This is a genomic window from Mesorhizobium sp. P2_E6, assembly GCF_056403835.1.
The window spans coordinates 31,215-52,985 of record NZ_JBFUEQ010000020.1 but is presented as its reverse complement, the minus strand read 5'-3'; the positions used below and the strand labels follow the sequence as shown (position 1 = coordinate 52,985).

20 protein-coding genes are annotated in these 21,771 nt (G+C 63.0%); 16 read left to right on the top strand and 4 right to left on the bottom strand.

Annotated features, from left to right (window positions below):
• The 4 genes from AC1D08_RS32300 to AC1D08_RS32285 form a co-directional block, all read left to right on the top strand.
• The coding region (locus AC1D08_RS32300; RefSeq protein ID WP_477425042.1) for a TOBE domain-containing protein at positions 1 to 256 on the top strand (256 nt) is incomplete at its 5' end.
• Positions 257 to 281: 25 nt separating this feature from the next.
• Positions 282 to 1,319, top strand: a complete 1,038-nt coding sequence (locus AC1D08_RS32295; protein ID WP_457153836.1) for an ABC transporter substrate-binding protein — start codon at positions 282 to 284, stop codon at positions 1,317 to 1,319.
• Entirely contained in the window at positions 1,259 to 3,094 is a 1,836-nt protein-coding gene (locus AC1D08_RS32290) for an ABC transporter permease subunit (protein ID WP_477345990.1), read from the top strand. The genes AC1D08_RS32295 and AC1D08_RS32290 overlap by 61 nt, the downstream gene beginning before the upstream one ends.
• A 77-nt stretch (positions 3,095 to 3,171) precedes the next feature.
• Positions 3,172 to 3,441 carry a hypothetical protein gene (locus AC1D08_RS32285; protein WP_477228915.1) on the top strand — a complete coding sequence of 90 codons (270 nt, stop codon included), beginning with the start codon at positions 3,172 to 3,174 and terminating at the stop codon, positions 3,439 to 3,441.
• Positions 3,442 to 3,507: 66 nt separating this feature from the next.
• Here AC1D08_RS32285 and AC1D08_RS32280 read toward each other — a convergent pair whose 3' ends face one another.
• Complete coding sequence (locus tag AC1D08_RS32280; protein ID WP_477228945.1) at positions 3,508 to 4,236, bottom strand: ABC transporter ATP-binding protein; 729 nt, start codon at positions 4,234 to 4,236, stop codon at positions 3,508 to 3,510.
• Between the two features lie 33 nt (positions 4,237 to 4,269).
• Positions 4,270 to 4,665 carry a sulfocyanin-like copper-binding protein gene (locus AC1D08_RS32275; RefSeq protein ID WP_457154945.1) on the bottom strand — a complete coding sequence of 132 codons (396 nt, stop codon included), beginning with the start codon at positions 4,663 to 4,665 and terminating at the stop codon, positions 4,270 to 4,272.
• Positions 4,666 to 5,290: 625 nt separating this feature from the next.
• On the opposite strand from AC1D08_RS32275, the gene AC1D08_RS32270 reads away from it, so the two are divergent.
• A complete protein-coding gene (locus AC1D08_RS32270) occupies positions 5,291 to 5,545 on the top strand; it encodes a hypothetical protein (RefSeq protein WP_457155919.1) in 255 nt (84 codons plus the stop codon).
• Between the two features lie 295 nt (positions 5,546 to 5,840).
• Here the strand turns inward: AC1D08_RS32270 and AC1D08_RS32265 are convergent, their stop codons facing one another.
• A complete protein-coding gene (locus AC1D08_RS32265; RefSeq protein WP_477228918.1) occupies positions 5,841 to 6,902 on the bottom strand; it encodes a medium chain dehydrogenase/reductase family protein in 1,062 nt (353 codons plus the stop codon).
• Between the two features lie 891 nt (positions 6,903 to 7,793).
• Here AC1D08_RS32265 and AC1D08_RS32260 point away from each other — a divergent pair.
• The 11 genes from AC1D08_RS32260 to AC1D08_RS32210 all read left to right on the top strand — a co-directional run bounded on the left by AC1D08_RS32260 (position 7,794) and on the right by AC1D08_RS32210 (position 19,933).
• Complete coding sequence (locus AC1D08_RS32260; RefSeq protein WP_477228919.1) at positions 7,794 to 8,699, top strand: SMP-30/gluconolactonase/LRE family protein; 906 nt, start codon at positions 7,794 to 7,796, stop codon at positions 8,697 to 8,699.
• A gap of 101 nt (positions 8,700 to 8,800) precedes the next feature.
• Positions 8,801 to 9,943, top strand: a complete 1,143-nt coding sequence (locus AC1D08_RS32255) for an alpha-hydroxy acid oxidase (protein ID WP_477425039.1) — start codon at positions 8,801 to 8,803, stop codon at positions 9,941 to 9,943.
• Entirely contained in the window at positions 9,940 to 10,629 is a 690-nt protein-coding gene (locus tag AC1D08_RS32250) for an RraA family protein (RefSeq protein ID WP_457155337.1), read from the top strand. Before AC1D08_RS32255 ends, AC1D08_RS32250 begins: the two co-directional genes overlap by 4 nt.
• A gap of 497 nt (positions 10,630 to 11,126) precedes the next feature.
• Positions 11,127 to 11,561, top strand: coding sequence for a hypothetical protein (locus AC1D08_RS32245; RefSeq protein WP_477425037.1), 435 nt, complete (start codon positions 11,127 to 11,129; stop codon positions 11,559 to 11,561).
• Positions 11,562 to 12,038: 477 nt separating this feature from the next.
• A complete protein-coding gene (locus tag AC1D08_RS32240; protein WP_457152775.1) occupies positions 12,039 to 13,178 on the top strand; it encodes a transporter substrate-binding protein in 1,140 nt (379 codons plus the stop codon).
• Positions 13,175 to 13,759, top strand: a complete 585-nt coding sequence (locus tag AC1D08_RS32235) for an ANTAR domain-containing response regulator (protein ID WP_477228923.1) — start codon at positions 13,175 to 13,177, stop codon at positions 13,757 to 13,759. Before AC1D08_RS32240 ends, AC1D08_RS32235 begins: the two co-directional genes overlap by 4 nt.
• Before the next feature lie 7 nt (positions 13,760 to 13,766).
• On the top strand, positions 13,767 to 14,615 hold the full coding sequence (locus AC1D08_RS32230; RefSeq protein WP_477425035.1) for an ABC transporter permease: 849 nt from the start codon (positions 13,767 to 13,769) through the stop codon (positions 14,613 to 14,615).
• Between the two features lie 2 nt (positions 14,616 to 14,617).
• A complete protein-coding gene (locus AC1D08_RS32225; protein ID WP_095088311.1) occupies positions 14,618 to 15,538 on the top strand; it encodes an ABC transporter permease in 921 nt (306 codons plus the stop codon).
• 29 nt (positions 15,539 to 15,567) lie between these two features.
• On the top strand, positions 15,568 to 17,196 hold the full coding sequence (locus tag AC1D08_RS32220) for an ABC transporter substrate-binding protein (protein WP_457152772.1): 1,629 nt from the start codon (positions 15,568 to 15,570) through the stop codon (positions 17,194 to 17,196).
• A 104-nt stretch (positions 17,197 to 17,300) separates the two neighbouring features.
• Positions 17,301 to 18,245 carry an acetamidase/formamidase family protein gene (locus AC1D08_RS32215; protein WP_457152771.1) on the top strand — a complete coding sequence of 315 codons (945 nt, stop codon included), beginning with the start codon at positions 17,301 to 17,303 and terminating at the stop codon, positions 18,243 to 18,245.
• A complete protein-coding gene (locus tag AC1D08_RS32210) occupies positions 18,245 to 19,933 on the top strand; it encodes an ABC transporter ATP-binding protein (RefSeq protein ID WP_457152770.1) in 1,689 nt (562 codons plus the stop codon). Before AC1D08_RS32215 ends, AC1D08_RS32210 begins: the two co-directional genes overlap by 1 nt.
• A gap of 286 nt (positions 19,934 to 20,219) precedes the next feature.
• Here the strand turns inward: AC1D08_RS32210 and AC1D08_RS32205 are convergent, their stop codons facing one another.
• Entirely contained in the window at positions 20,220 to 21,764 is a 1,545-nt protein-coding gene (locus AC1D08_RS32205) for an acetolactate synthase large subunit (RefSeq protein ID WP_477228927.1), read from the bottom strand.
• Between the last annotated feature and the right edge of the window lie 7 nt (positions 21,765 to 21,771).

The window sequence follows — 21,771 nt, the reverse complement described above, 5'->3', positions numbered from 1 at the left end:
GCCGGAGAACGTCTCCGTCCGCTCCGCACCCCAAATCGTATCAGACAGTGCCTTTGGTGTTCCCGCGACGATCCGCGATGTCACCTACCTCGGCGCCGGCTGGCGCGTGGCGCTGGAACTTTCCGACGGGCAGTCCCTGCTCGCCAGCATCACGCGTGGAGATGATGCGGCCGGACACCTGGCTCCCGGCAAACCCGTCATCGCGCGATGGATGCCGGCATCCGTCGCTGTTCTTCCGGCTGAAGGATCTCCCTGAAGCGGATATTAAGGAGGGTGAACCCATGACAACAAACAGACCGCATATTGGTATCTCAGCCGGCTTGCTCGCCGCGGCCAGCGTCTTCTTGTTTGCGCAGTCGGCGCCTGCAGCGGATCCGGCGGAGGTCGTTATCGCTTCCTACGGCGGGGCGTTCCAGGACGCGCAGACAAAGGCTTTCTTCGAGCCATACGCCAAAGCCACGGGTGCCAAAGTTACCGGCACCACCGGCACCGGCTATCCCAAGGTCAAGGCGATGGAGCAGAGCGGCAACATCAGCTGGGACGTCGTCTCCGCCGAGAGCCCCGCTTTTGTGAACGAGGTGAAAGACGGGCTTCTCGAACCACTCGACTATTCTGTCATAAAGGCCGACGGCATCCCGGCCGAGTTTCGCAAGCAGTACGGTGTCGGCTATATCAAGTTCGGTACGAATCTCGCGTGGAGCAAGGAGAAGTTCCCGAACGGCGTGACCGCAGCTCAGTTCTTCGACCCTGCGGTAAAAGCCCGCCGCGTGATGCCGTCGGACCCGACCTACTCCCTCGAGTTCGCTCTGATGGGTGACGGCGTAAAGCCCACTGATCTCTACCCCCTGGATGTGGATCGCGCCTTCAAGGTTATCGATCGGGTCAAGGATCAGATCGTTGGCTACAAGGGTGCCTCAGATCAGCAGGCTCTCATCCAGCAGGGCGAGATCGACTTGGCTTACATCGCGAATGGCCGAGTTAACGACGCCATCAAAGCAGGCGCCAACTGGGCTTATAGTTGGGACGCCTCGCTGTCGGATACAGAATTCTGGGCCGTGATGAAGGGCGCTCCGCATGCAGCCGAGGCGATGAAGTTCATCAACTTCGCCATCCAGCCCGAGCAGCAGGCGGAACTGACCCGGCAGATCCCCTACGGCCCGACCAATGTCGATGCGCTGAAGCTCCTCGACCCAGCCGTCGCCAAGAACCTGCCGAGCAATCCGGACAACGCGAAGCTTGGCGCAGTCCTCGATTCAGAATGGTGGCACGACAACTACGAGTCTGTGAAGGCCCGCTGGTCCACCTACATCATGCAGTGACGGCACGTCGACAGGAGCAAATGAAAATGAGGCGGAACGGGTTGATCAATTGGTGGAGCGTGTTCCTGCTCGCTCCAGCGTTCCTTCTGCTCCTCCTCGCTTTCGCTCTCCCGCTCCTGAATATCGTGCCAGAGGCGTTCGGCGGTGATGCCGTCGGGCGTTTCCTGCGGATTTTTGGGAATCCGTACCCGCAGATCATCGCAACGACGGTGCGCATCAGTCTGGAAGCAACTGCGATAACGCTCGTCGTCTCGTTTCCCTTGGCGTGGCTCTTGAGCCGGGCGAGCGGAGTGAAGGGCCTTCTTCTCGGTCTATTGGTGCTGGTTCCCTTCTTGACCAGCGTGCTGGTGCGGACTTTCGCCTGGTTGGCGATCCTCGGACAGCGTGGCCTTGTCAACGCGACGCTTCTCGGCCTCGGGCTGATTTCGGAGCCGCTCCCCCTTCTCTTCAGCGAGCCGGCGGTCGTTCTAGCCCTGGTGCACTCCTCCATTCCCATGATGGTCTTTGCCCTCGTCAGTGTCCTGCGGCGCATCGACGGGCGCATTCTTCTGGCTGCTCATACGCTCGGCGCCAACCCACTGCGCGCCTGGCTGGGCATGGTTGTCCCGCTTGCAATCCGCGGCATCCAGTCCGGTGTCACCATCATTTTTCTATTCACCATGGCGAGCTTCATTGCGCCTGCCTTCCTCGGTAACCAGCGCCAGCAGATGCTTGCACAAGTGATCCAGTCGGAAATCGAGACTGGGGCTGACTGGGCTTTCGCCGCAGCACTCGGCATTACGCTTGCCGCGACGGCGACGATTGTCGTCATGGCGCTCTCCGCGGTGGCGCGATACTTCTCGCGGTGGCAGCGTCCGGGCTCATTGCCGCCCGCCATGCCGCAACAGGGGGCAGTGCAGGCGGATAAGGCGCTTCTTCGCAAGTCGGTAGCCTTGCCAACCTCGCGTTTCCACATTCCGGCGTTTTGGCACTTCAGCGCGCGGTTTGTCGAACCGGCCTATCTCTGCGCAATATCTGTCTTCATTCTTCTTCCACTGGTCGTGCTCTTCCCGGTGTCGTTCAGTTCGGCGGACGTGCTTATCTTTCCGCCTCCCGGTTATTCGATGCGATGGTTCGAGAAGATCCTCGGCAGCCCGGAATGGATTGCGGCGGCGCTGACCAGTCTTCGCATCGGCGCTGTCACTTGTGTTCTAAGCCTCGTCCTGGCCATTCTCACAGTACTCGGTTTCGGTCGCCATTTCCGGTTTCAGGGTGCTGCCGAAGCCCTGGTACTGGCGCCCTTGAGCGTGCCGGCCGTCGTCTTCGCGCTGGGGGCCTATCTCGCCTTCGCGCGCGTCGGGCTCGTTGATACCGAGGCAGGCATCATCATCGCTCATACGGTTCTGGTCTTTCCCGTGGTCTATCTCGTCGCATCGGCGACACACAGTTCCATTGACCCCTGGCTGTCGCTCGCCGCTGCGAGCCTCGGGGCCAATCCGTGGCGCATCTTTCGCACCATCATCTTCCCACTGCTGCTTCCGGGCCTGGCCGTCGGCGCTCTGCTTGCGATGCTTCTCTCATTCGATGAATCGGTGGCTTCGATCTTCCTCAGCGACCTGTCGGTGAAGACACTGCCGAGAAAGTTGTGGGAGGGGATCCGCTTCAACACAAGCCCCGAATCCGCGGCCGTCTCCGCCATGCTGCTCGGCGCGACATGCGTCGTGGTCATCGTCGGCATGGCGGTTGTCCTCGGGCGCCGTAAAACCGCTCTGTTGTCGTTGCAAGCGCGTTCCTGAACCCGTTTCTTGACCGGTCTCAGAACGGCCCTCGTACAAGCGGCGCAGCTACGAGTGCGGAAACGGAGATCAATCATGTGCAGGACCTACCTCCATCGGAAGTACTGTGGACGCTTCGCTTCTCAGTCGGAGCAGCCGTGTATGCCTCGGTCGAAACTCATTCCAATGTTGATCCCCATCCTGGCCTCGTGGCGGCGGCGGCCAGGACGCTGGTGGGCACCACCTCCCGGGTGCCCACCGGCACCCGCGTGGTCCGGGTGCTGGGCGGCTTCCCCGAAGTCTCGACCATCCATACCACCAATGGCCGCTGGGGCCCGATGCCGTGCTCCGGCGCATCCGGCTCATAGCTCGCATAGCGGCAGCGAAACGAGCCAGCTTCTGGCGACACAGCGCACGACCCGAGCACGACTGACCTAGCTGTGGCCCTGGCCGTTGCTACCGACCAGAAACTGACGGAAGCGGTCCGATCGGCTGGCAGTAAAGAGCTCGCCTGGCGGTCCTTCTTCCTCGACCAGGCCCTTGTGCAGGAATACGACCTTGCTGGAGACATCTCTGGCGAAACCCATCTCGTGGGTTACCACGAGCATCGTCCTGCCTTCTTCGGCAAGCGCGCGCATGACGCGCAGGACCTCGCCGACAAGTTCGGGATCGAGCGCCGAGGTCGGCTCGTCGAACAGCATGACTTTGGGCCGCTGGGTAAGCGCCCGTGCGATCGCCGCTCGTTGCTGCTGGCCGCCGGACAAGTGCGCCGGATAGTGGTTGCGCTTGTCGGCAATACCCACCTTGGCCAGCATCGCCTCCGCCTCCTCAATGCATTCCGCGCGAGGACGTTTCTGGACGTGGATGGGTGCTTCGATGAGGTTCTCGAGGATAGTCATGTGAGACCACAGATTGAACCCTTGAAACACCATGCCGACGCGTGCGCGTATCCCCTGGAGCTGCCGCATGTCGGCCGGCCGCGTCTTCCCGCCCTTTTTCTCAAGCAGGATTGTTTCGCCCCCGACCTCTATGCGCCCTTCATCCGGAATTTCCAGCATGTTGATGCAGCGCAACATCGTCGACTTTCCCGATCCGGAAGAACCAAGGATCGAGACCACGTCTCCCTCCCTGGCCTCAAGGGAGATGCCCTTCAAAACCTCCAGATTGCCGAAACGTTTGCGAAGCCCGGTCCCCTCCTATGGATGAACCGTGAATTCGGCCCACATGCCGGCCCCATAGTGACCAGGCACGTTGCAGATAAGAAGGTATTTTCCTGCCTTCAGTTCGACGGTCAATGTGCCTGATTTGCCCGGATCGAGTTCCGACACCTCGCCCTTGTCGCCAGCCTTGTCTTCGTCGACCCGGTTCTCGGCCTCAAGATAAGGAAGCGGCTTGCCGGGTTCTGCAAGGTACATCACGATCATTTCATGAACCGTATCCTTGGAGTCGTTGATCACTTTGAATGTGACCTCTCCGGCCTTCACCGTGCCCGGCGAAGCCTTGATGCCCATGGTCGCCTTGGTGATATCGAGTCCTGGCGTCGCATAGGCGAGCCCCATCGGCATCTCCATACCCGCGCCCTTGTCCCACATTGAGATTTCGACAAGGAAGCAGCCCGGACGGCGCCAGCACCGTCAGCCATGAGCATTGCGGCAGCAAGTCCGAGCGCTGCCCTCGTCGATATGGTTTTCATGGCAATCTCCTTCGGGACGGCAGCGGAAGCGCTACACCCCGGCCGTCATCCTGCTCGCGGAGTTACCCGCCGTCCTTGCGCCAAATCAAACTGACCGGCGTGACTGCTCAGTGCCGGATCGAAATTAGCGTCGCCCAGCTGCGAAGAGCGGGTCCTGAAGGAGGCGCGTCCTTTATTGTGCCTCCCTGCCGCCGGTCGAACTGCCGCCCAAGAGGCACGGAATTTGCGTCTCCACCATCACATCAGGATGAGGAGTCAATGATGCGTCAAGATGGAACAACAGCGCGAAAGGCAGCACCACGGCGCGTGCCAGAATGGCGCTTCAACAAGAGAACGTTTGAGGTTCCGTACCTCATGAAGCTCGGCAACATTGGTCGCCAGGAAGCGCTGGCTTTGATCGCCAGGCATGGTGGGGACAGAGACGAAATTACTGCCGAGCTGTTTTCGCGGAGAGGTCGATCTCAATAGCTTTCACAACTAGGTTGGACCCATGACCCACCGAGCGTTCGCCGAGAAACTCGAGGTTGCTGCTGCACATATTTCGGATGTCTCGCGCGGACCTGAAAGTCATGTTGATGAATGCAGCCCTGCGGCTGAGGAACACCTCGGGCCTTGCCTTGGAAGCCGAGGTTGACGAGGCGGTCGACTTGTTGGCGGCGCAGTTGAAGCTTTCGCGGCCTGAAGTGTTGCAAACAATCGTGCGAGATTGGTTGGTCATTGCGGGCCGGCTGGGTGCCGATGCCTTTGATGAGGAGAGCGAGACTGATGGACTGGCCTAGGCTCGGGACCCGCGACGCTCGCTGACTTTATCGCTCTTCGAACTTCGAACTCGCGCGCTTCGATCAGCCGGCGGGCCGCAATGTGTCAAGCCGGGCTTATCGCCACGATGAGGCACTTGCGAGGCGAAGAAGTCCTCCGCCATGCTATCGCTGCAGGATTTGGAGGAATGAGTAGGCGCGGTAGCGATTTTTTGGTCTCTGAGGTTAGCGGACGTCGTGATTGCGCCGTGAAGCAGTCGTTGAAACGATCAAGGCCGACGCCGGAGGCGGCCCTTCACGTTTCAAAGGCTCTGCTCTAGCTCGGCAATCCTTCTCGGGAGGCAAGCGAATTGCAGATCAGCACGAGCTTGCCCTTGACGCCTCCCTGACCGAGCAGCTCCTGGGCGCGACGAGCCTCGGTCAAGGGCATCCGCTCAGCCACCAACGGCTTGATCTTCGCGTCGCGAAGCAGCTCGAGTAAGGCGCCGAGATCTTCGCGGAACCAAGCGAGCTTCCACCGTTTCAAATATTGTATGCTGTAAGGGAGTATGCGTCGTCGGCCTGGTGAAACGAAAGCGCGGACCGCGTACCACGCAGGTCGCAATATCCCGCGAAGACGATAACGCAACCCCCCTGCCAGTTGGCCCTTCTGCAGAAATGAAGTGAAGCCATAGGCTATGACGCGGCCACCAGGCCTTAGAGCCCGAAACGAACGCCAGACATTGGCTTCGCCGACCCCGTCGAAGACGACATCCACGCCGTCGTTTGTCAGGCGATGGATCTCGTTGACGAAGTCGGCCCGCTCGTAGTCGATCGGCGTGGCCCCGAGATCTGATACGATCTGATGAGCTGAAAGAGATGCGGTTCCATACATCTCCAGACCTGCCAGGCGGCCAAGTTGCAGCAGGGCCGTGCCCACTCCGCCGGCCGCGCCATGAATAAGGACCCGTTGTCCCGCTGAGGCATGCCCAAGGCGATGCATCATCTGATAGGCCGTAACGTAGTTCAGCACGAGGCTAACTGCCTCGGCGGGATCAACACCAGTTGGAACCGGAGTGAGTTCAGCTTCCGGCAGGCAGATGAACTGGGCGTAGCCACCATGAATGGGCAGCGCCGCAACCATTCTACCAACCATCGCTCGGGACGCTCCCTCTCCGGCCTCGTCCACGATGCCTACGATGTCCCATCCTGGCGTGAATGGCAGGGTCGTCTTTTCCGGATGAATCCCCTCCCGCATCAATAGCTCTGCGAAGGAGACGCCGGCGGCGATTGTTCGCACCCGCAGCTCACCTGATGCCGGATGGGGGGCCTCTTCCTCCGCAATCTCCAGAACTTCAGGTCCGCCATGGTGGCGAACAACGACGCGCAGAGACTTCATGGCAGGCTCGGTCCAGATTGGACTCCTCCACTGACGGCAAACTCGAACGAAATGGTAGCGGGCGCGGGTATGAAGCGACTTGCTCCAGATCAAACCCACAGAAATCGGTATCCACCCACGAACAGCTGCTTATTTGCGCAGAAAGACATTGGGACGCAGCCTCGACAGTGGCTGGATCAGCTACCATTGGGCGTGAGTGGAAACAAATGACTGTTTGGGCTCACGACCCCGACCCGGCAGGTCGAACGTCCGATATCTTCGTTGCGAAGCCGGAAAGCCGCCATTCCGGTTCCGGCCAAGACGCAACGTCCGAGCAGTGGCTTGGCGATGTAGCGCAAACCGGACCTAGGGAGCGATGGAATAGTTGTGGTCTTCTTGGCCAGGCGAGCGAACCGCAAAACTGCCCGCAGCAAGGCTGATGCTAAAGCATTGATATTCCTGTCGTCAAAACCTGGGGATTTTTGGGGCTTACTCCACAGCTTAGGAGAATAATGGGCATTCAGAGAGCAATTTGCACGCTCAGGGCGCTGTGGCACTCCCCAGCTTTTGGCCACACACCCTGCAAACGCTGGGCTTCAGAGCGCCTGCCAGCGGAGCAGAGAATTGTTTGGACTTTGAAGGTGGTAGAGGGAAAGGCACTGGGAACCAACCTTCTCCACTTCGACCGTGTTCGTATAATCCCTGTCCTGCCGGCGAGACCCCGCTCTATTGGCGCTGGTGGCCCCCTCCCGGCTTTGTCGGCGGCGGGAGTAGGGGTTGGCTTGTGGGGCTCCGTCAAGCCGCACGTCCGGGGAACTGTCTTTCGAGTCGCCGGGTCCGACTGCCTGCCAGATCGCCAGGCTGGATTGTACCCGACAAATCTTGATAGGTTGCCGGTCTGGAGATCGCACGATGAACGAGGTTGAAAAGCTGGCGGTCGAGGTTGTCGCGACCGGCCTCGGCTGGCCCGAGGGCCCGACGGTGCTCCCTGACGGACGCGTTGTCATCGTCGAAAGCTATCGCAGCCAGCTGACGGCCATAGATCATGATGGAACCGCTCGCCAGTTCGCATATGTTGCGGGAGCGCCCAATGCCTGCGTTCTCGGATCGGATGGCTTGCTCTATGTCTGCCAGAACGGCGGCACGACCGGACCTTGGCGGGCCGCGGAGATGACAAAGCCATCGATCCAGCGAGTTGCCGAAGGCGGAAAGCCGGAAATCCTGCTGACCGAAGTTGCGGGCATTCGGCTGAATGGTCCAAACGATCTAGTATTTGCTGCTGATGGCCGGCTTATCTTCAGCGATCCTGGCACTTACAAACCCAGGAACCCCGACCCCAGCTACATCTTTGCCATCAACCCCGATGGCAGTGCGTACCTTGTTCTCGGCTTCGACGAACCGACCTTCCCGAATGGAGTGGCGGTCGAGGCCGACGGCTCTATCGTCTGGGGCGAGTCCTATACAGGGCGCGTCAAGCGGCAGCGTCCGGATGGTTTCGTCGAAGACCTTGGCCGCTTGCCCGGGACGAACCCGATCCCCGACGGGCTGAAGATCGGTGCCGATGGCCGCCTTTATGTAACGGATATTGCCGCCAACGGGATTCATGTGCTCAGGCCGGACGGCACAGCGGAAGGTTTCTTCATCTGCGGCAAGGCAACGACCAACTGCGTCTTCTCGGGCGAGATGCTTTGGGTGACAAATGCCGGCGTGCTGGCGACCGGCAGCGACCCCTCCTTCGATGGCACCCTCTGCTGCATGCGTGTTCCGGGAGGCGGTGGACCGACGCACCACGGTCGCATCGGCGGTAAGAAGCCGTGAGTAGCTCCTCGACTCTCTCGAACCTAGCCCCTTTGGTCAACGGCGGTGCCCCCGTTGCGGCATCGCATGCTTCGCCGGCAGCGCTGAGGCGCCTGTACAGCGTGGCCGCGGTCCGCGACGCCGCGCGGCGGACTTTGCCGCGCCCGGTGTTCGACTTCGCCGACGGCGGCGCCGAGGATGAGCGAACGCTGCGCCGGAACGAGCAGGCTTTCAACGAGGTTGCCCTTCTGCCGCGACCACTCAATGGAGCGGCAACAAGGGATCTTTCCCTTGACCTCTTCGGAGTGAAGCTTGCCATCCCGCTCGGGATCGCGCCAACCGGCCTGGCCGGTCTGTTCTGGCCCGACGGTGAGTGCGCGGCAGCCCGAGCCGCGGCGGCCGCTGGCACCTTCTACTGCGCCAGCCACGGCTCGGTGTGCACGCTGGAGGACATAGCGGCCACTGGGACCGCTCCGCGGTGGATGCAGGTGTTCGTCTATACCGATCGCGGCTTCACCCGAGAAATGGTGGATCGTGCAAGGGCGTCAGGATACGACGCGCTGGTGCTTACCATCGACAATCAGATGCTCGGCAACCGGGAACGCGACATCCGCAACGGTTTTGCTATCCCGCCGCGCTTCGGCGTGGCCGGGACGCTTGCCGCCGCCACCAAGGCGGTGTGGCTGCTGCGTATGCGCACTCGACTCCCGAAAATGACCTTCGGCAATTACGCGCGCCCCGGCGAGACGGCGACGGTCGGCGCGCTGGCGGGCCGCATGGCCTCACTGCTCGACCCCGGGCTCTCCTGGGCGGACGTTGACTGGCTGCGCACCGTTTGGCCCGGAGCGTTGTTGCTGAAGGGCATCCTGCATCCCGTCGAAGCCACCGAGGCCGTGGCGCGCGGTATCGACGGCGTCATCGTGTCCAATCACGGCGGACGCCAGCTCGACGGCGCCGCCGCGTCGCTGGACGCGCTGCCGGCAGTTGTCGCCGCTGTCGATGGACGCATTCCGGTGCTGATTGACGGCGGCATCCGGCGAGGATCCGACGTCGTCAAGGCGTTAGCGCTCGGCGCCTCCTGCTGTCTGATCGGTCGGCCGCAGTTATGGGGGCTCGCGGTCGCCGGCGAGGACGGTGTGCGACACGTGCTCGAACTCTATCGCAAAGAGATCGACCGGGTCATGGCACTGATGGGGGCGCGGAGCCTGAGCGACCTCGGGCCGGACTGTCTTTCGTTCGTTCAGGCTACGAGGCCGCCACCATGATTGAAGACCCGCCGCTGCTCACCATCAAGCGCCGTTTCGAACGGCCTGCAGCAGAAATCATCAATGCCTTTTCGGGCGTGCCCGTCAGCCACGTCGTCGACGCCATGGGTGGGCGCGGGGCCTTGCACCATGCAATCAAGCCCCTATCGCCAAGTACTGCTACGCTGATCGGCGTCGCCGTGACATGTCACTGCGGCCCCGCCGACAATCTCGCTTTGTTTGGGGCGTTGGATGCCGCCATAAATGGCGATGTCATTGTTGCGGCCACCGACAGCTTTGCCGGCGCGGCAGTCACTGGGGATCTCGTGCTCGGCATGGCGCGGAACAAAGGGATCGCCGGCTTCATCACGGATGGCCTCGTTCGCGATATTGTCGGAATCGAGGCGGTCGGGTTGCCGGTCTACTGTGCTGGGGTCATCGCGAACTCGCCGGCGCGCAATGGTCCAGGCACTGTCGGATTTCCGGTGGTGCTGGGAGGAGTGACTATCTCGCCGGGAGACATACTCGTCGGCGACCGCGATGGCGTCGCCGTAGTGCCCCGCCTGGAAGCTAAGACAGTGCTGGCGCGGCTCGCCGCCGTCAGGGCGGCCGAGCAGGTTCTTGAGGCCCAGGTCCGCCAGGGTCTGGAAGTGCCCGACTTCGCTGAGGTCGTCCTCAGGTCCGACAGGACGCGCTTCGTTGACTGAAATGAGGTCGCTGAATTGCAAAAGAGATCTGACGGGACGACATGATAAGCCGACGAAGTGGTGCCCACCGCGAGCGCGCGAAGCCCCAGAGTCATATCAGTGTCGGTACTGCGGCTTGATGACCAAGCCAAGCAAAGCCGAGGCAAGGTCTCTGGGCGGGGCTACATAGGGGGCTCCTGCAAGACATACGCTTTACGTGATGGGCATACTTCCGCCAAGGGTGGCATCGAGATCGAAACAAGCTGGAAACAGACCTGGCGGCCAGCGGAATTGGTCGGTTACGAGATCGAGCTATGCCTAGGCCATCGGGGCTTCGCGTCACGTCAAAGGCGGCTGATGCGTTGGAAGCCACTACCGTCCTAACAGTTTCTACGAGAGGAATTAGCTATGCGATCCGCAACGGTTCTCTCGTCGTTGCTCGCGCCGGCTCTATGGGCGGTTCATCTTTTGCTCGTCGTCTGGGGACTTAACGCCGCGGCACGGTCCGAGCCGGTGTTTTGTTCCAGCGATTCATCGATCCTGGCGACATCGAATCAGACAACGGGGACCGCAACGGCATGTCCGTTTGTGCTTGCGGGATCATCAAGCAATGGATCGGGGTGATTGGACTTTGGCTTTGCGAACTCAAAGGTATCGAGACCAATATGGGTATCAAGCTCGATGCGGCATTCCGTGCGGCTGGATTGCCCGCGCCCTCAATGCACATGGAGGCGGTGGTTGGGGGAACCAAGGGCGGATTCGAATGGTCAAACCAGACCGCCGAACTTATTGTCACGATGCTGCCGGAAATCCAGAGCCGGGGAGTTGCGACGGCCGCTGAGGTCGATATTGAAACTTTGGGACAGCGCATGCAGCGCGAAATCGAGGCGGGTAGTGTGATCGTGAGTCGCTCGGAAGTGGGCGCCTGGTCGCATGCCTTGAACAAGCCATAACAAGACTGGAGCGACAGGTAGTCCGTAACAATCCTTTCCTGGCTACCATCTCAAACGACTGCTTCGCGCCTCATCTCGGTCGTAGAGGTCAGCCTCGACGCTTCACGAAAGCGGAAATGCTTGCGACCACTTGGAGGTCGTGATCAAGCCAGGATCGGGCATTTCCCCTTGCCGGATTGTAGGCAGTCGATCAGCTCGCATTCTAACCGGCAGCCTTAGGTAGCCCGGCCGAAATGCAGACTGTGGACTGACCTGCATGCTCCATGTCGAGCCGACCGTCTAATGAGCTAACCTCCAAGCTATTCCATTCGAGCAAGTCGCCGTTGACAAGTGTGCGCCTGCTCGTGTTCTATTTCGCAAGCGCACATTTTTCCGCGTAACACATCGCGTCCGGCAAGGCCGGACAAGGGCAGCATGGCCCCGCCGCGTCTCATCGAGCATGGGGTGCGTGTGGGGCCTTTGTTTTTTGAGGTCCGGGTGAAGACGTTCAGGGTCGGTATTCTTTATTCGACCACCGGTCCCTACGGGGCGATCGGGCGCGACTGCCGCGCCGGCGCCGAATTCGCCATCGAGGAACTGGAGAAGGCCGGCAGCCCCGTGCGCATTGAGCCGGTGTTCGGCGATCCGGCCGGGCAGCCGGAGCGCTACCTCGATCTGATCCGTTCGATGCTGCGCGACGAGGGCTGCCGCAATGTGATCGGCACCATCACCTCGCTGTCGCGCAAGGATGTCATCCCGCTGGTCGAGAAATATGACGGGCTGCTCTGGTACATCTGCCCCTATGAAGGTTTCGAGGCCAACGAGAACGTCATCTACACCGGCGCCTGTCCCAACCAGCATCTGATCCCGCTGTTCGACTATATGCTGCCGCGCCACGGCAAGCGCGTCTATCTCGCCGGCGCCAACTATGTCTGGGGCTGGGAGATGAACCGGCTGGCGCGCGAGCTTCTCATGCGCGCCGGCGGCGAGGTGGTGGGCGAGCGCTGCCTGCCGATCGAGGAGACCGATGTCGGCCTGCTCATCGCCGACCTGGAGCGCCATAGGCCGGACTTCATCCTGAACAACATGATCGGCCCTTCGAGCTATGCCTTCCTTGCCGCCGTCAAGCAGCTCGCCGCGCACGATCCCGCCTTCGCGCCGGAGCACTGCCCGGTGCTGAGCTGCGACCTGACCGAATGCGAGCTCGGCGAGATCGAGCCGGGCGTGGCTATCGGCCAGCTCTCGACGGCTTCCTATTTCGAAAGCCTGGCGTCGTTCGAGAACCGCGGCTTCAAGCAACGCGTCGCCGCCCGCTTCGGCGCCGAGCGTCGCGTCTCCAGCTTCTTTGCCGGCGCCTACGCCGCCGTGAAACTTTGCGCCGAGGCGGTGTCGGAGGCCGACCGCGACGACCCTGCCAGCGTGCGCGGCTTCCTGCATGCCCGGCCGCGGCAGACTGTGCTCGGCACGCTGGCCATCGATCCGCGCACCAACCACGCCGCCTTGCCCTTCCATCTGGGCCGCATCAACGAGCGCTCCGGCTTCGACATCATCGCCTCGCATGGCGCCATCGCCGCCGACCCTTATCTCGTCGGCACGCTGCCCATCCAGCACGCCCCGCATCTGAGGGTGGTGCAATGACGCGCACGCCCAATTTCGTTTCCTGGCGCGCCGCGATCCTGCATCGCGCCGACGACAACATCGAGCGCCTGAAGCGGCAGCTTGAACGTCTCGGCGTCACCGTTCTGGTGCAGTGGAAGCCGCTCGATCTTGCCGAGACGCCGGCCGATATCGTCCTGGTCGATGCCGATCAGGGGTGGGACGATCTGTTGCCATGGAATGGCGACGATGCACCGGTTCCGGTGGTGGCACTCCTCGGCTCCGAAGCGCCGGGCCGCATCGCCTGGGCGCTGGCCAAGGGCGCCGGCGCGATCATGGCAAAGCCGGTCGTCGCCTCCTCGGTCTATCCGGCGCTGGTGCTTGCCACACATGCCCATCACGAGCGTACCGCTGTGCGGGCGCGCATTGCCGGCCTGGAGGAGCGCTTGCGGCTCAGGCCGATCGTCCATGACGCTATGCGCTCGATCATGGCCGCGCAGGGTACGGATGAGGACGGCGCCTATCGCATCCTTTGTCGCCTCGCCATGCAGCGCCGACTCACCGTCGAGCATGTCGCCGCGGCCATCGTCGCCGGGCATGAGCCCGTGCCGCGGGCGATGTAGGCGCCGCATGCGGGTTTTGCGCGAACTTGTCAGACGGCCTTCCGCCCTGTTCGGGCTGATCGTGGTCGTCATCGTTTTGCTGGCGGCGATCTTCGCGCCCTGGATCGTGCACTTCTCGCCGGACAACCAGCTCACCGACGGCCTGTCGCTCGAAGGCGCACCGCTGCCACCCAGCGGCGAGCATTTGTTCGGTACCGACACGCTTGGACGCGACCTCTTCTCGCGCGTTCTGTTCGGCGCCCGCACGTCGCTGATCATCGGTCTCGTCGCCAATGGCGTCGCCGTCGCGATCGGCCTTCTCGTCGGGCTGCTCGCCGGCTATCTGCGCGGCACCGTCGGCAATTTGCTGATGCGCTTCACCGACCTGATGATGGCATTCCCGGCGTTGCTGCTCGCCATCGCGCTCGCGGCGTTGCTCAAGCCCAGCCTGTGGATCGTCGCCATGGTCATCGCGCTGGTCAACTGGGTGCAGGTCGCCCGCATCGTCTACACAGAAACGCGCGGCCTGGTGGAGCGCGACTTCATCGTCGCCGAACGTTCGCTCGGCGCCGGCAATGGCCGCATCATCTTCCTGCACATCCTGCCGCATCTGATGCCGACAGCGATCGTCTGGGGCACGCTCGGCATCGCCACCACGGTGCTGCTCGAGGCGACCTTGTCCTTTCTCGGCATCGGCGTGCAGCCGCCACACCCCTCCTGGGGCAACATCATCTTCGAGAGCCAGAGCTATTTCCAGGATGCGCCCTGGCTGGTGTTCATCCCCGGCGCGATCATCCTCGCCACCGCCTTGTCGTTCAATTTGATCGGCGACGCCTTGCGCGACATCCTCGACCCGACGCAGCGCGGGAGGCTGTAACGATGGCCGTCTTCCTCGCCCGCCGTCTTGTCCAGGCCGTGCTGATCCTGCTCGGCGTCGCCGCCATCACCTTCCTTCTGCTCTACTACCTGCCGGCCGACCCCGCCGTGCTGATCGCCGGCCGCTCAGCTACGCCGCAGATGGTGGCCGCGATCCGCCATGAGCTCGGTCTCGACCAGCCTTTGATCATGCAGTTCCTGCACTATGTCGGCTCTTTGCTGCATGGCGACCTCGGCCGCTCCTACACGCAGAAGACCGAAGTGCTGCCGCTGATCCTGGCGCGCTTGCCGGCGACGCTGGTGCTCATGGCCGCCGGCATCGTCGTCGAGGTGGCGCTTGGTTTGACCTTCGGCATCATCGCGGCGGTCTGGCGCGGTGGCTTCGTCGACCGTTCGATCATGATGCTGTCCTTCGTCGGCGTCTCGTCGCCGCAATTCGTCGTGGCGCTGCTGCTTTTATACGTCTTTGCCGCCACGCTCGGCTGGTTCCCGATGTCCGGCTTCGGCACCGCGCGGCATGTGGTGCTGCCGGCCCTCACGCTCGGCGTGCTCGGCGCCGGATGGTACGCGCGCATGGTGCGCTCGGCCATGATCGAGGTGCTGCGCCAGGATTATGTGCGCACCGCCCATGCCAAGGGTCTCAGCGGCCGCCGTGTTGTGCTCAGCCATGCGCTGCCCAACGCGCTGTTGCCGATCATCGCCATGGTCGGCATCGACATCGGCCAGTTCATGAGCGGCGTGGTGGTGGTCGAGGCCGTCTATGGCTGGCCCGGTATCGGCCAGCTCGCCTGGCAGGCCATCCAGCAGGTCGACGTGCCCATCATCATGGGCGTCACCCTGGTTTCGGCGCTGGCCATCGTGCTCGGCAATCTGCTCGCCGACTTCATCGCGCCCTTCGTCGACCCGCGCATCCGCAGCCAATAACCAACAAAACCAACAGAGGAGTGAACTCAATGAACAAATTCGCCAAAAGGATGGGCCTGGCGGCCTTGCTCGCCACCTCCGCCCTGGTGCCGGCCAAGCTTGCCTTCGCCGACACGCCGACCAACGGCGGCGACATCATCGTCACCTATAAGGACGACATCGCCACGCTTGACCCGGCCGTCGGTTACGACTGGCAGAACTGGTCGATGATCAACGCGCTGTTCTCGCGCCTCGTCGACTACAAGCCCGGCACGACGGAGCTCGGGCCGGCGCTTGCCGACAGCTACGACGTCTCCGACGACGGCAAGATCTACACTTTCAAACTGCATCCGGGCGTCAAGTTCACCAACGGCCGCGAGGTGACGGCGGCGGACGTGAAGTGGTCGATCGAGCGCGCCGTCAACCCGAAGACGCAAGGCCCCGGCGCCGGCTTCTTCCACTCGATCGTCGGCGCCGACAAGATGACCGCCGGCACCGCCGACACGATGGAAGGCATTACCGCGGTCGACGACCACACGGTCAAGTTCACCCTGTCGCAGCCCGACGCCACCTTCCTCAACGTCCTGGCGCTGAACTTCGCTTCCGTCGTGCCGAAGGAGGCCGTGGAAGCCGCCAATGGCGATTTCGGCAAACACCCGGTCGGCTCCGGCGCCTTCACGCTGAAGGAATGGACGATCGGCCAGCGCCTCGTCTTCCAGAAGAACCCCGACTATTTCGTCAAGGACCGGCCGCATGTCGACAGCTTCACCGTCGAAGTCGGCCAGGAGCCGCTGGTGGCGCTGCTGCGCCTGCAGAAGGGCGAGGTCGATATCGCCGGCGACGGCATCCCGCCGGCGAAATATCTGGAGATGAAGAAGTCGGCCGAGTTCGAGGGCATGATCGTCGACCGCCAGCAGCTCGAGACCAGCTATGTCACCTTGAACACGCAGGTGAAGCCGTTCGACAACGCCAAGGTGCGGCAGGCCGTCAACATGGCCATCAACAAGGACCGCATCGTGCGCATCATCAACGGCCGCGCCACGCCGGCCAGCCAGGTGCTGCCGCCGCTGATGCCGGGCTATGACCAGAACTACAAGGGCTATGCCTACGACCCCGAAAAGGCGAAGGCGCTGCTTGCCGAAGCCGGGTTGAAGGACGGCTTCTCGACGCAGATCTACACCTCCAACACCGATCCGCAGCCACGCATCACCCAGGCGATCCAGCAGGATTTGGCGGCGATCGGCGTCAAGGCCGAGATCAAGGCGGTGGCGAACCCGAACGTGATCGCCGCCGGCGGCACGCAGGGGCAGGCGCCGATGGTCTGGTCCGGCGGCCTCGGCTGGATCGCCGACTTCCCGGATCCGTCCGACTTCTACGGGCCGATCCTGGGCTGCGGCAGCGCTGTTGCCGGCGGCTGGAACTGGTCGTGGTACTGCAACAAGGACATCGACGCCCGCGGCCAGGCCGCTGACGCCATGCCGGTACCGGCCAAGGCCGAGGAGCGCAACAAGGCCTGGGCGCAGATCTTCACCGACATCCAGACCAATGAAGCACCCTGGATCCCGGTCTTCAACGAACGCCGCGTGGTGGCCAAGTCCAAGCGCATGGGCGGCCCGGACGAGATCTACATCGATCCCACCCGCGTCATCGATTACGAAGCGATCTACGTGAACAAATAGGCTCTTCTCATCTCGCGGCGGCAGGCATCCAGCTCGCCGCCGGGACCGTCCCATGATGCCGCCTGCACGGGAGGGCGGCTTGCCCAAGACAACGAGAAAAAACCATGTGCGTGAAGTGCGACTACACCATCCATCGCGCCAGCCATCATTTCGGCTGGAACCGCGACTTCGAGCCGGCGCAGACGGCAAGGCCCGGCTCGACAATCCATTTCGAATGTCTCGATTCCTCAGGCGGGCAGTTCAACGCCAGCTCCACGGTCGCGGACGTCAGGACGATGGATTTCGGCAAGGTCAATCCGGTGACCGGACCGGTCTATGTCGAGGGCGCCAAGCCCGGCGATGCGCTGAAGATCACGCTGCGCCATTTCGAACCGTCGGGCCTCGGCTGGACCGCCAACATTCCAGGCTTCGGCCTGCTCGCCGACCAGTTCGAGGAGCCGGCGCTGCACATCTGGAAATATGACGCCGCCGCGATGACGCCGGCACTCTTTGGCCCTGGTGGCCGCGTACCGCTAAAACCCTTCGCCGGCACGATCGGCGTGGCGCCTGCCGAACCCGGCCTCCACTCGGTCGTGCCGCCGCGCCGTGTCGGCGGCAATCTCGACATCCGCGACCTTTCGGCTGGCACCACGCTCTATCTGCCGGTCGAGGTCGAGGGCGCGCTGTTTTCGATCGGCGACACCCATGCCGCTCAAGGCGACGGCGAGGTCTGCGGCACCGCCATCGAGAGCCGTATGGATGTCGAGGCGACGATCGAGCTGGTCAAGGACGCGCGGCTGCAAAGCCCGCGCTTCACCACGCCGGGACCGGTGACCCGCCATCTCGACGCGGCCGGCTACGAGGCCACCACCGGCATCGGGCCGGACCTGATGACCGCGGCGCGCGAAAGCGTCATGCGCATGGTCGACCTGCTTGCCGCGGAGCATGGGCTGAAGCCGGTCGACGCCTACATGCTCTGCTCGGTTTGCGGCGACCTGCGCATCAGCGAGATCGTTGACATGCCGAACTGGGTCGTCTCGTTCTACTTCCCAAGAATCGTCTTCAATTGATGGCGGATGCTTCCGGGCCAGAGCAGGACGCCGTCCTGACCGTCGACAGATTGTCAGTGGACGCGCTGACGCCTGAAGGGGCGAGGCGCGTCATCGACGGCATCAGCTTTGCCCTGGCGCCGGGCGAGACATTGTGCATCGCCGGTGAGTCCGGTTCGGGCAAGTCGGTGACGGCGCTTTCGATCATGCGGCTGTTGCCGCGCACCTCGCTGCGCATCGCCGGCGGCGACATCAGGCTCGATCGCCAGAGCCTGCCGCTCCTGTCCGAGCGCGCCATGCGCGATGTGCGTGGCGGCGAGATCGCCATGATCTTCCAGGAGCCGATGACCTCGCTCAATCCGGTACACTCGATCGGCGCGCAGCTGACCGAGGCGATCCGCACCCATCAGGGCGCGGAAGGCGCCAGCATCGAAAGCCGCGCCCGTGCCATGCTCGACGTCGTCCAGATCAACGACCCGGCGCGGCGCATGAAGCAATATCCGCACGAGCTCTCCGGCGGCATGCGCCAGCGCGTCATGATCGCCATGGCGCTGTCCTGCCGGCCGAAAGTGCTGCTGGCCGACGAGCCGACGACGGCGCTCGACGTGACCGTGCAGGCGCAGATCCTGAAACTGATGCGCGAGTTGAAGCGGGAGTTCGGCACCGCCATCATCCTGATTACCCACGACATGGGTGTCGTCGCCGAGATGGCCGACCGGGTGGCCGTGATGCGTGACGGCCGCATCGTCGAGGCAGGCCCGGTGCTCGACATCTTCGAGCGGCCGCAAGCCGAGTACACGCGCGAGCTGCTCGCCGCCGTGCCGCGCCTCGGCGCGTACGCCGCGACCGACGCGCCGCCGAGGGTCACCGCCACCGTCCGACCAGCCGCGCCGGAGGGCGCCGCGCCGGTGCTGTCGGTCAAGAACCTCGTCGTCGATTACGGCGCTTCCGCCAGCCTTTTCCGTCGCCGCGCCGCCGAGGCGCCGGCGGTGCAGGACGTCTCTTTCGACATCATGCCGGGACAGACGCTCGGCCTCGTCGGTGAAAGCGGTTCCGGCAAATCCACCACCGGCAAGGCCGTGCTCGGCCTCGTGCCTTTCACGGGTGCAGTGACCATCGGCGGCACGGCCATCCAGGGCCTTTCCCCCGCCGCGATGCGGCCGGTGCGCCGCGCCGCGCAGATGATCTTTCAGGACCCCTACGCCTCGCTCGATCCGCGCATGACAGTGGGCGCTGCCATCGCAGAACCGCTCGTCATCCATGGCATTGGTGCCAAGGGCGACCGCAACGAGCGTGTGGCCTCGCTTCTGAAGCACGTCGGCCTCGCCGCCGATCATGCCACGCGCTATCCGCATGAATTTTCCGGCGGCCAGCGCCAGCGCATCTGCATCGCCCGCGCGCTGGCACTCGAGCCGAAGCTGATTGTCGCCGACGAAAGCGTTGCGGCCCTCGACGTGTCGGTCCGGGCGCGCGTGCTCGACCTGATGCTGGAGCTGCAGGAGACGCTCGGGCTCTCCTATCTGTTCATCTCGCACGACATGGCCGTGGTCGAGCGCATGAGCCACAACGTCGCCGTCATGCGCGCCGGCCGCATCGTCGAGGCCGGCGCACGCCGCGCGGTGCTGTCATCACCGCGCGAAGCCTACACGCGTGAACTGATCGCCGCCGTGCCTATACCGGTCCCACGCATCGCAAACCCACAGAAGTAGTGTTGCAGAGACCGGCGCACCAAATCATCTCGGCCGGGTTCCGGGGTGAGCGGGTGGGTGGCTAGTGGCCCTACCGACCTTGGCTAGTTTTTCAGGGACTGAACCTGCCAGCCAAGCGGGGCATAAGAGCCTGAACCTGGGATATGCCAGCCTATAGCCTAGCACAACGCGAGAAGTCCCGATTGAGCGACTGTCGATGTGTCGGGCTTGAAGGCGAGGACACGGCTGAATCGCCGATAGCCATGCGCTCAACTCAGCTGCCTAGGGTGTGGGATACCTGCGGCAATCAGGGAATAACAAGTTCAATCAAGAATGGTCCCGTGCGTCGAAATGACATTTTCACCAGATCCGCAAAACGCCCCATCGTCACCGCCTGCGCTGCTTCGACGCCGTATCCCTTCGCCAGATCGATCCAGCGGATCGACGGGTTCTCCAGGCTCATCATGTCCGCCGCGACGCGCCCGGGATTGGCTCCGACATTTGCAAACTCGCCGAGGAGAATTGCGTATTTGCGGTTGGAAAGAATGATCGTCGTGACGTCCAGATCTTCGCGTGCCTGTGTCCACAATCCTTGTGCGGAATAAAGTGCGGACCCGTCCGCTTGCAGGCTCACGACCCGTCGGCCGGGCGCGCCAATTGCCGCTCCCGTGGCAAGAGGAATACCTGCACCGATTGCGCCGCCCGTAAGCTGCAGCCAGTCGTGCTGGGCCGCACCCTTTGTGCCGGAAAAGAAATCGCGACCGAAACTGACGCTCTCATCGACGATGACGCTTTGCTCGGGTAGAAGGGCGCTCAGCACTTGTGCGACCGCCTGCGAGATGACCGTTCCCGTCGGGGGCGATGGCTTTTCCCTGGCGGTTGGAGAGATCGCATGATCAGCAGCGCCCAGTTCGTCCGCAAGCCGTAAAAGCGCGTCGTTCAGATCGTGTTCCGGTCGGGCAAGGACATGTATGACGGCATCCCTTGGCTCGGCCGAAGCAGGTTTGTCTGGGTAGGCGAAGAACGCCACCGGACGCGTTGCGCCCACCAGGATGACGTTTGAAACGTCCGATAGCACCTTCACGGCCTGGTCTATGGAGTAGGGCAGTCGCGTGACCGGATATCGCCCTTCGCCGCGTTCGATGCGGGCATTCGAAACCGGCGCATAAAGTCTCGCACCGGTTGCGGCGGCGATCCTGCTTGCGAGTTCAAGCTGCGGCGCCCGAAGCGCCATGCCGCCAAGAATGATCGCCGTCTGCCGGCCGGACCGCAGCAGGCGCGTCGCTGTCACCACGGCGTCGGGGCTCACCTGCGGAGCGCTGGATACGGGACGGGACGACCCCACAATGCCGCCGGTACTCCAGCAGACATCCGACGGCAATATGAGGGTAGCTATGCCGCCCGGACTCTGCAGCGAGGCTTCGACGGCGGCCGCGGCATCTTCTCCTACCGTGCGCGAACTCGCTGATGTCCTGACCCATCGCGAAACCGGACGCGACCAGCCTTCGGTATCGGCCGTCAGCGGTGCGTCGAGCGGGCGGTGATAGGTCGCCTGATCGCCCACCAGGTTGACGATTGGCGTGTTCGCGCGGCGTGCGTTGTGAAGGTTAGCGAGACCGTTTGCCAGGCCCGGGCCGCAATGCAGCAAGGTTGCTGCTGGCTTGCCGGTCATTCGTGCATAGCCGTCCGCAGCACCCGTCACAACGCCTTCGAACAGGCCAAGCACACAGCGCATGCCGACAATCCGGTCCAGCGCCGCGACGAAGTGCATTTCGCTGGTTCCCGGATTGGCGAAGCATGTGTTCACCCCGCACGCCAGCAAGGTTCTGACCAGGCTCTCGGCACCGTTCATGACTTTT

What these genes read in the sequence shown, in the direction of transcription:
- AC1D08_RS32295 (WP_457153836.1), top strand. Translation starts at nt 282, where the DNA reads ATGACAACAAACAGACCGCATATTGGTATCTCAGCCGGCTTGCTCGCC.
- AC1D08_RS32290 (WP_477345990.1), top strand. Translation starts at nt 1,259, where the DNA reads ATGGTGGCACGACAACTACGAGTCTGTGAAGGCCCGCTGGTCCACCTA.
- AC1D08_RS32275 (WP_457154945.1), bottom strand. Translation starts at nt 4,665, where the DNA reads ATGTGGGACAAGGGCGCGGGTATGGAGATGCCGATGGGGCTCGCCTAT.
- AC1D08_RS32265 (WP_477228918.1), bottom strand. Translation starts at nt 6,902, where the DNA reads ATGAAGTCTCTGCGCGTCGTTGTTCGCCACCATGGCGGACCTGAAGTT.
- AC1D08_RS32260 (WP_477228919.1), top strand. Translation starts at nt 7,794, where the DNA reads ATGAACGAGGTTGAAAAGCTGGCGGTCGAGGTTGTCGCGACCGGCCTC.
- AC1D08_RS32250 (WP_457155337.1), top strand. Translation starts at nt 9,940, where the DNA reads ATGATTGAAGACCCGCCGCTGCTCACCATCAAGCGCCGTTTCGAACGG.
- AC1D08_RS32235 (WP_477228923.1), top strand. Translation starts at nt 13,175, where the DNA reads ATGACGCGCACGCCCAATTTCGTTTCCTGGCGCGCCGCGATCCTGCAT.
- AC1D08_RS32230 (WP_477425035.1), top strand. Translation starts at nt 13,767, where the DNA reads ATGCGGGTTTTGCGCGAACTTGTCAGACGGCCTTCCGCCCTGTTCGGG.
- AC1D08_RS32225 (WP_095088311.1), top strand. Translation starts at nt 14,618, where the DNA reads ATGGCCGTCTTCCTCGCCCGCCGTCTTGTCCAGGCCGTGCTGATCCTG.
- AC1D08_RS32220 (WP_457152772.1), top strand. Translation starts at nt 15,568, where the DNA reads ATGAACAAATTCGCCAAAAGGATGGGCCTGGCGGCCTTGCTCGCCACC.
- AC1D08_RS32215 (WP_457152771.1), top strand. Translation starts at nt 17,301, where the DNA reads ATGTGCGTGAAGTGCGACTACACCATCCATCGCGCCAGCCATCATTTC.
- AC1D08_RS32210 (WP_457152770.1), top strand. Translation starts at nt 18,245, where the DNA reads ATGGCGGATGCTTCCGGGCCAGAGCAGGACGCCGTCCTGACCGTCGAC.
- AC1D08_RS32205 (WP_477228927.1), bottom strand. Translation starts at nt 21,764, where the DNA reads ATGAACGGTGCCGAGAGCCTGGTCAGAACCTTGCTGGCGTGCGGGGTG.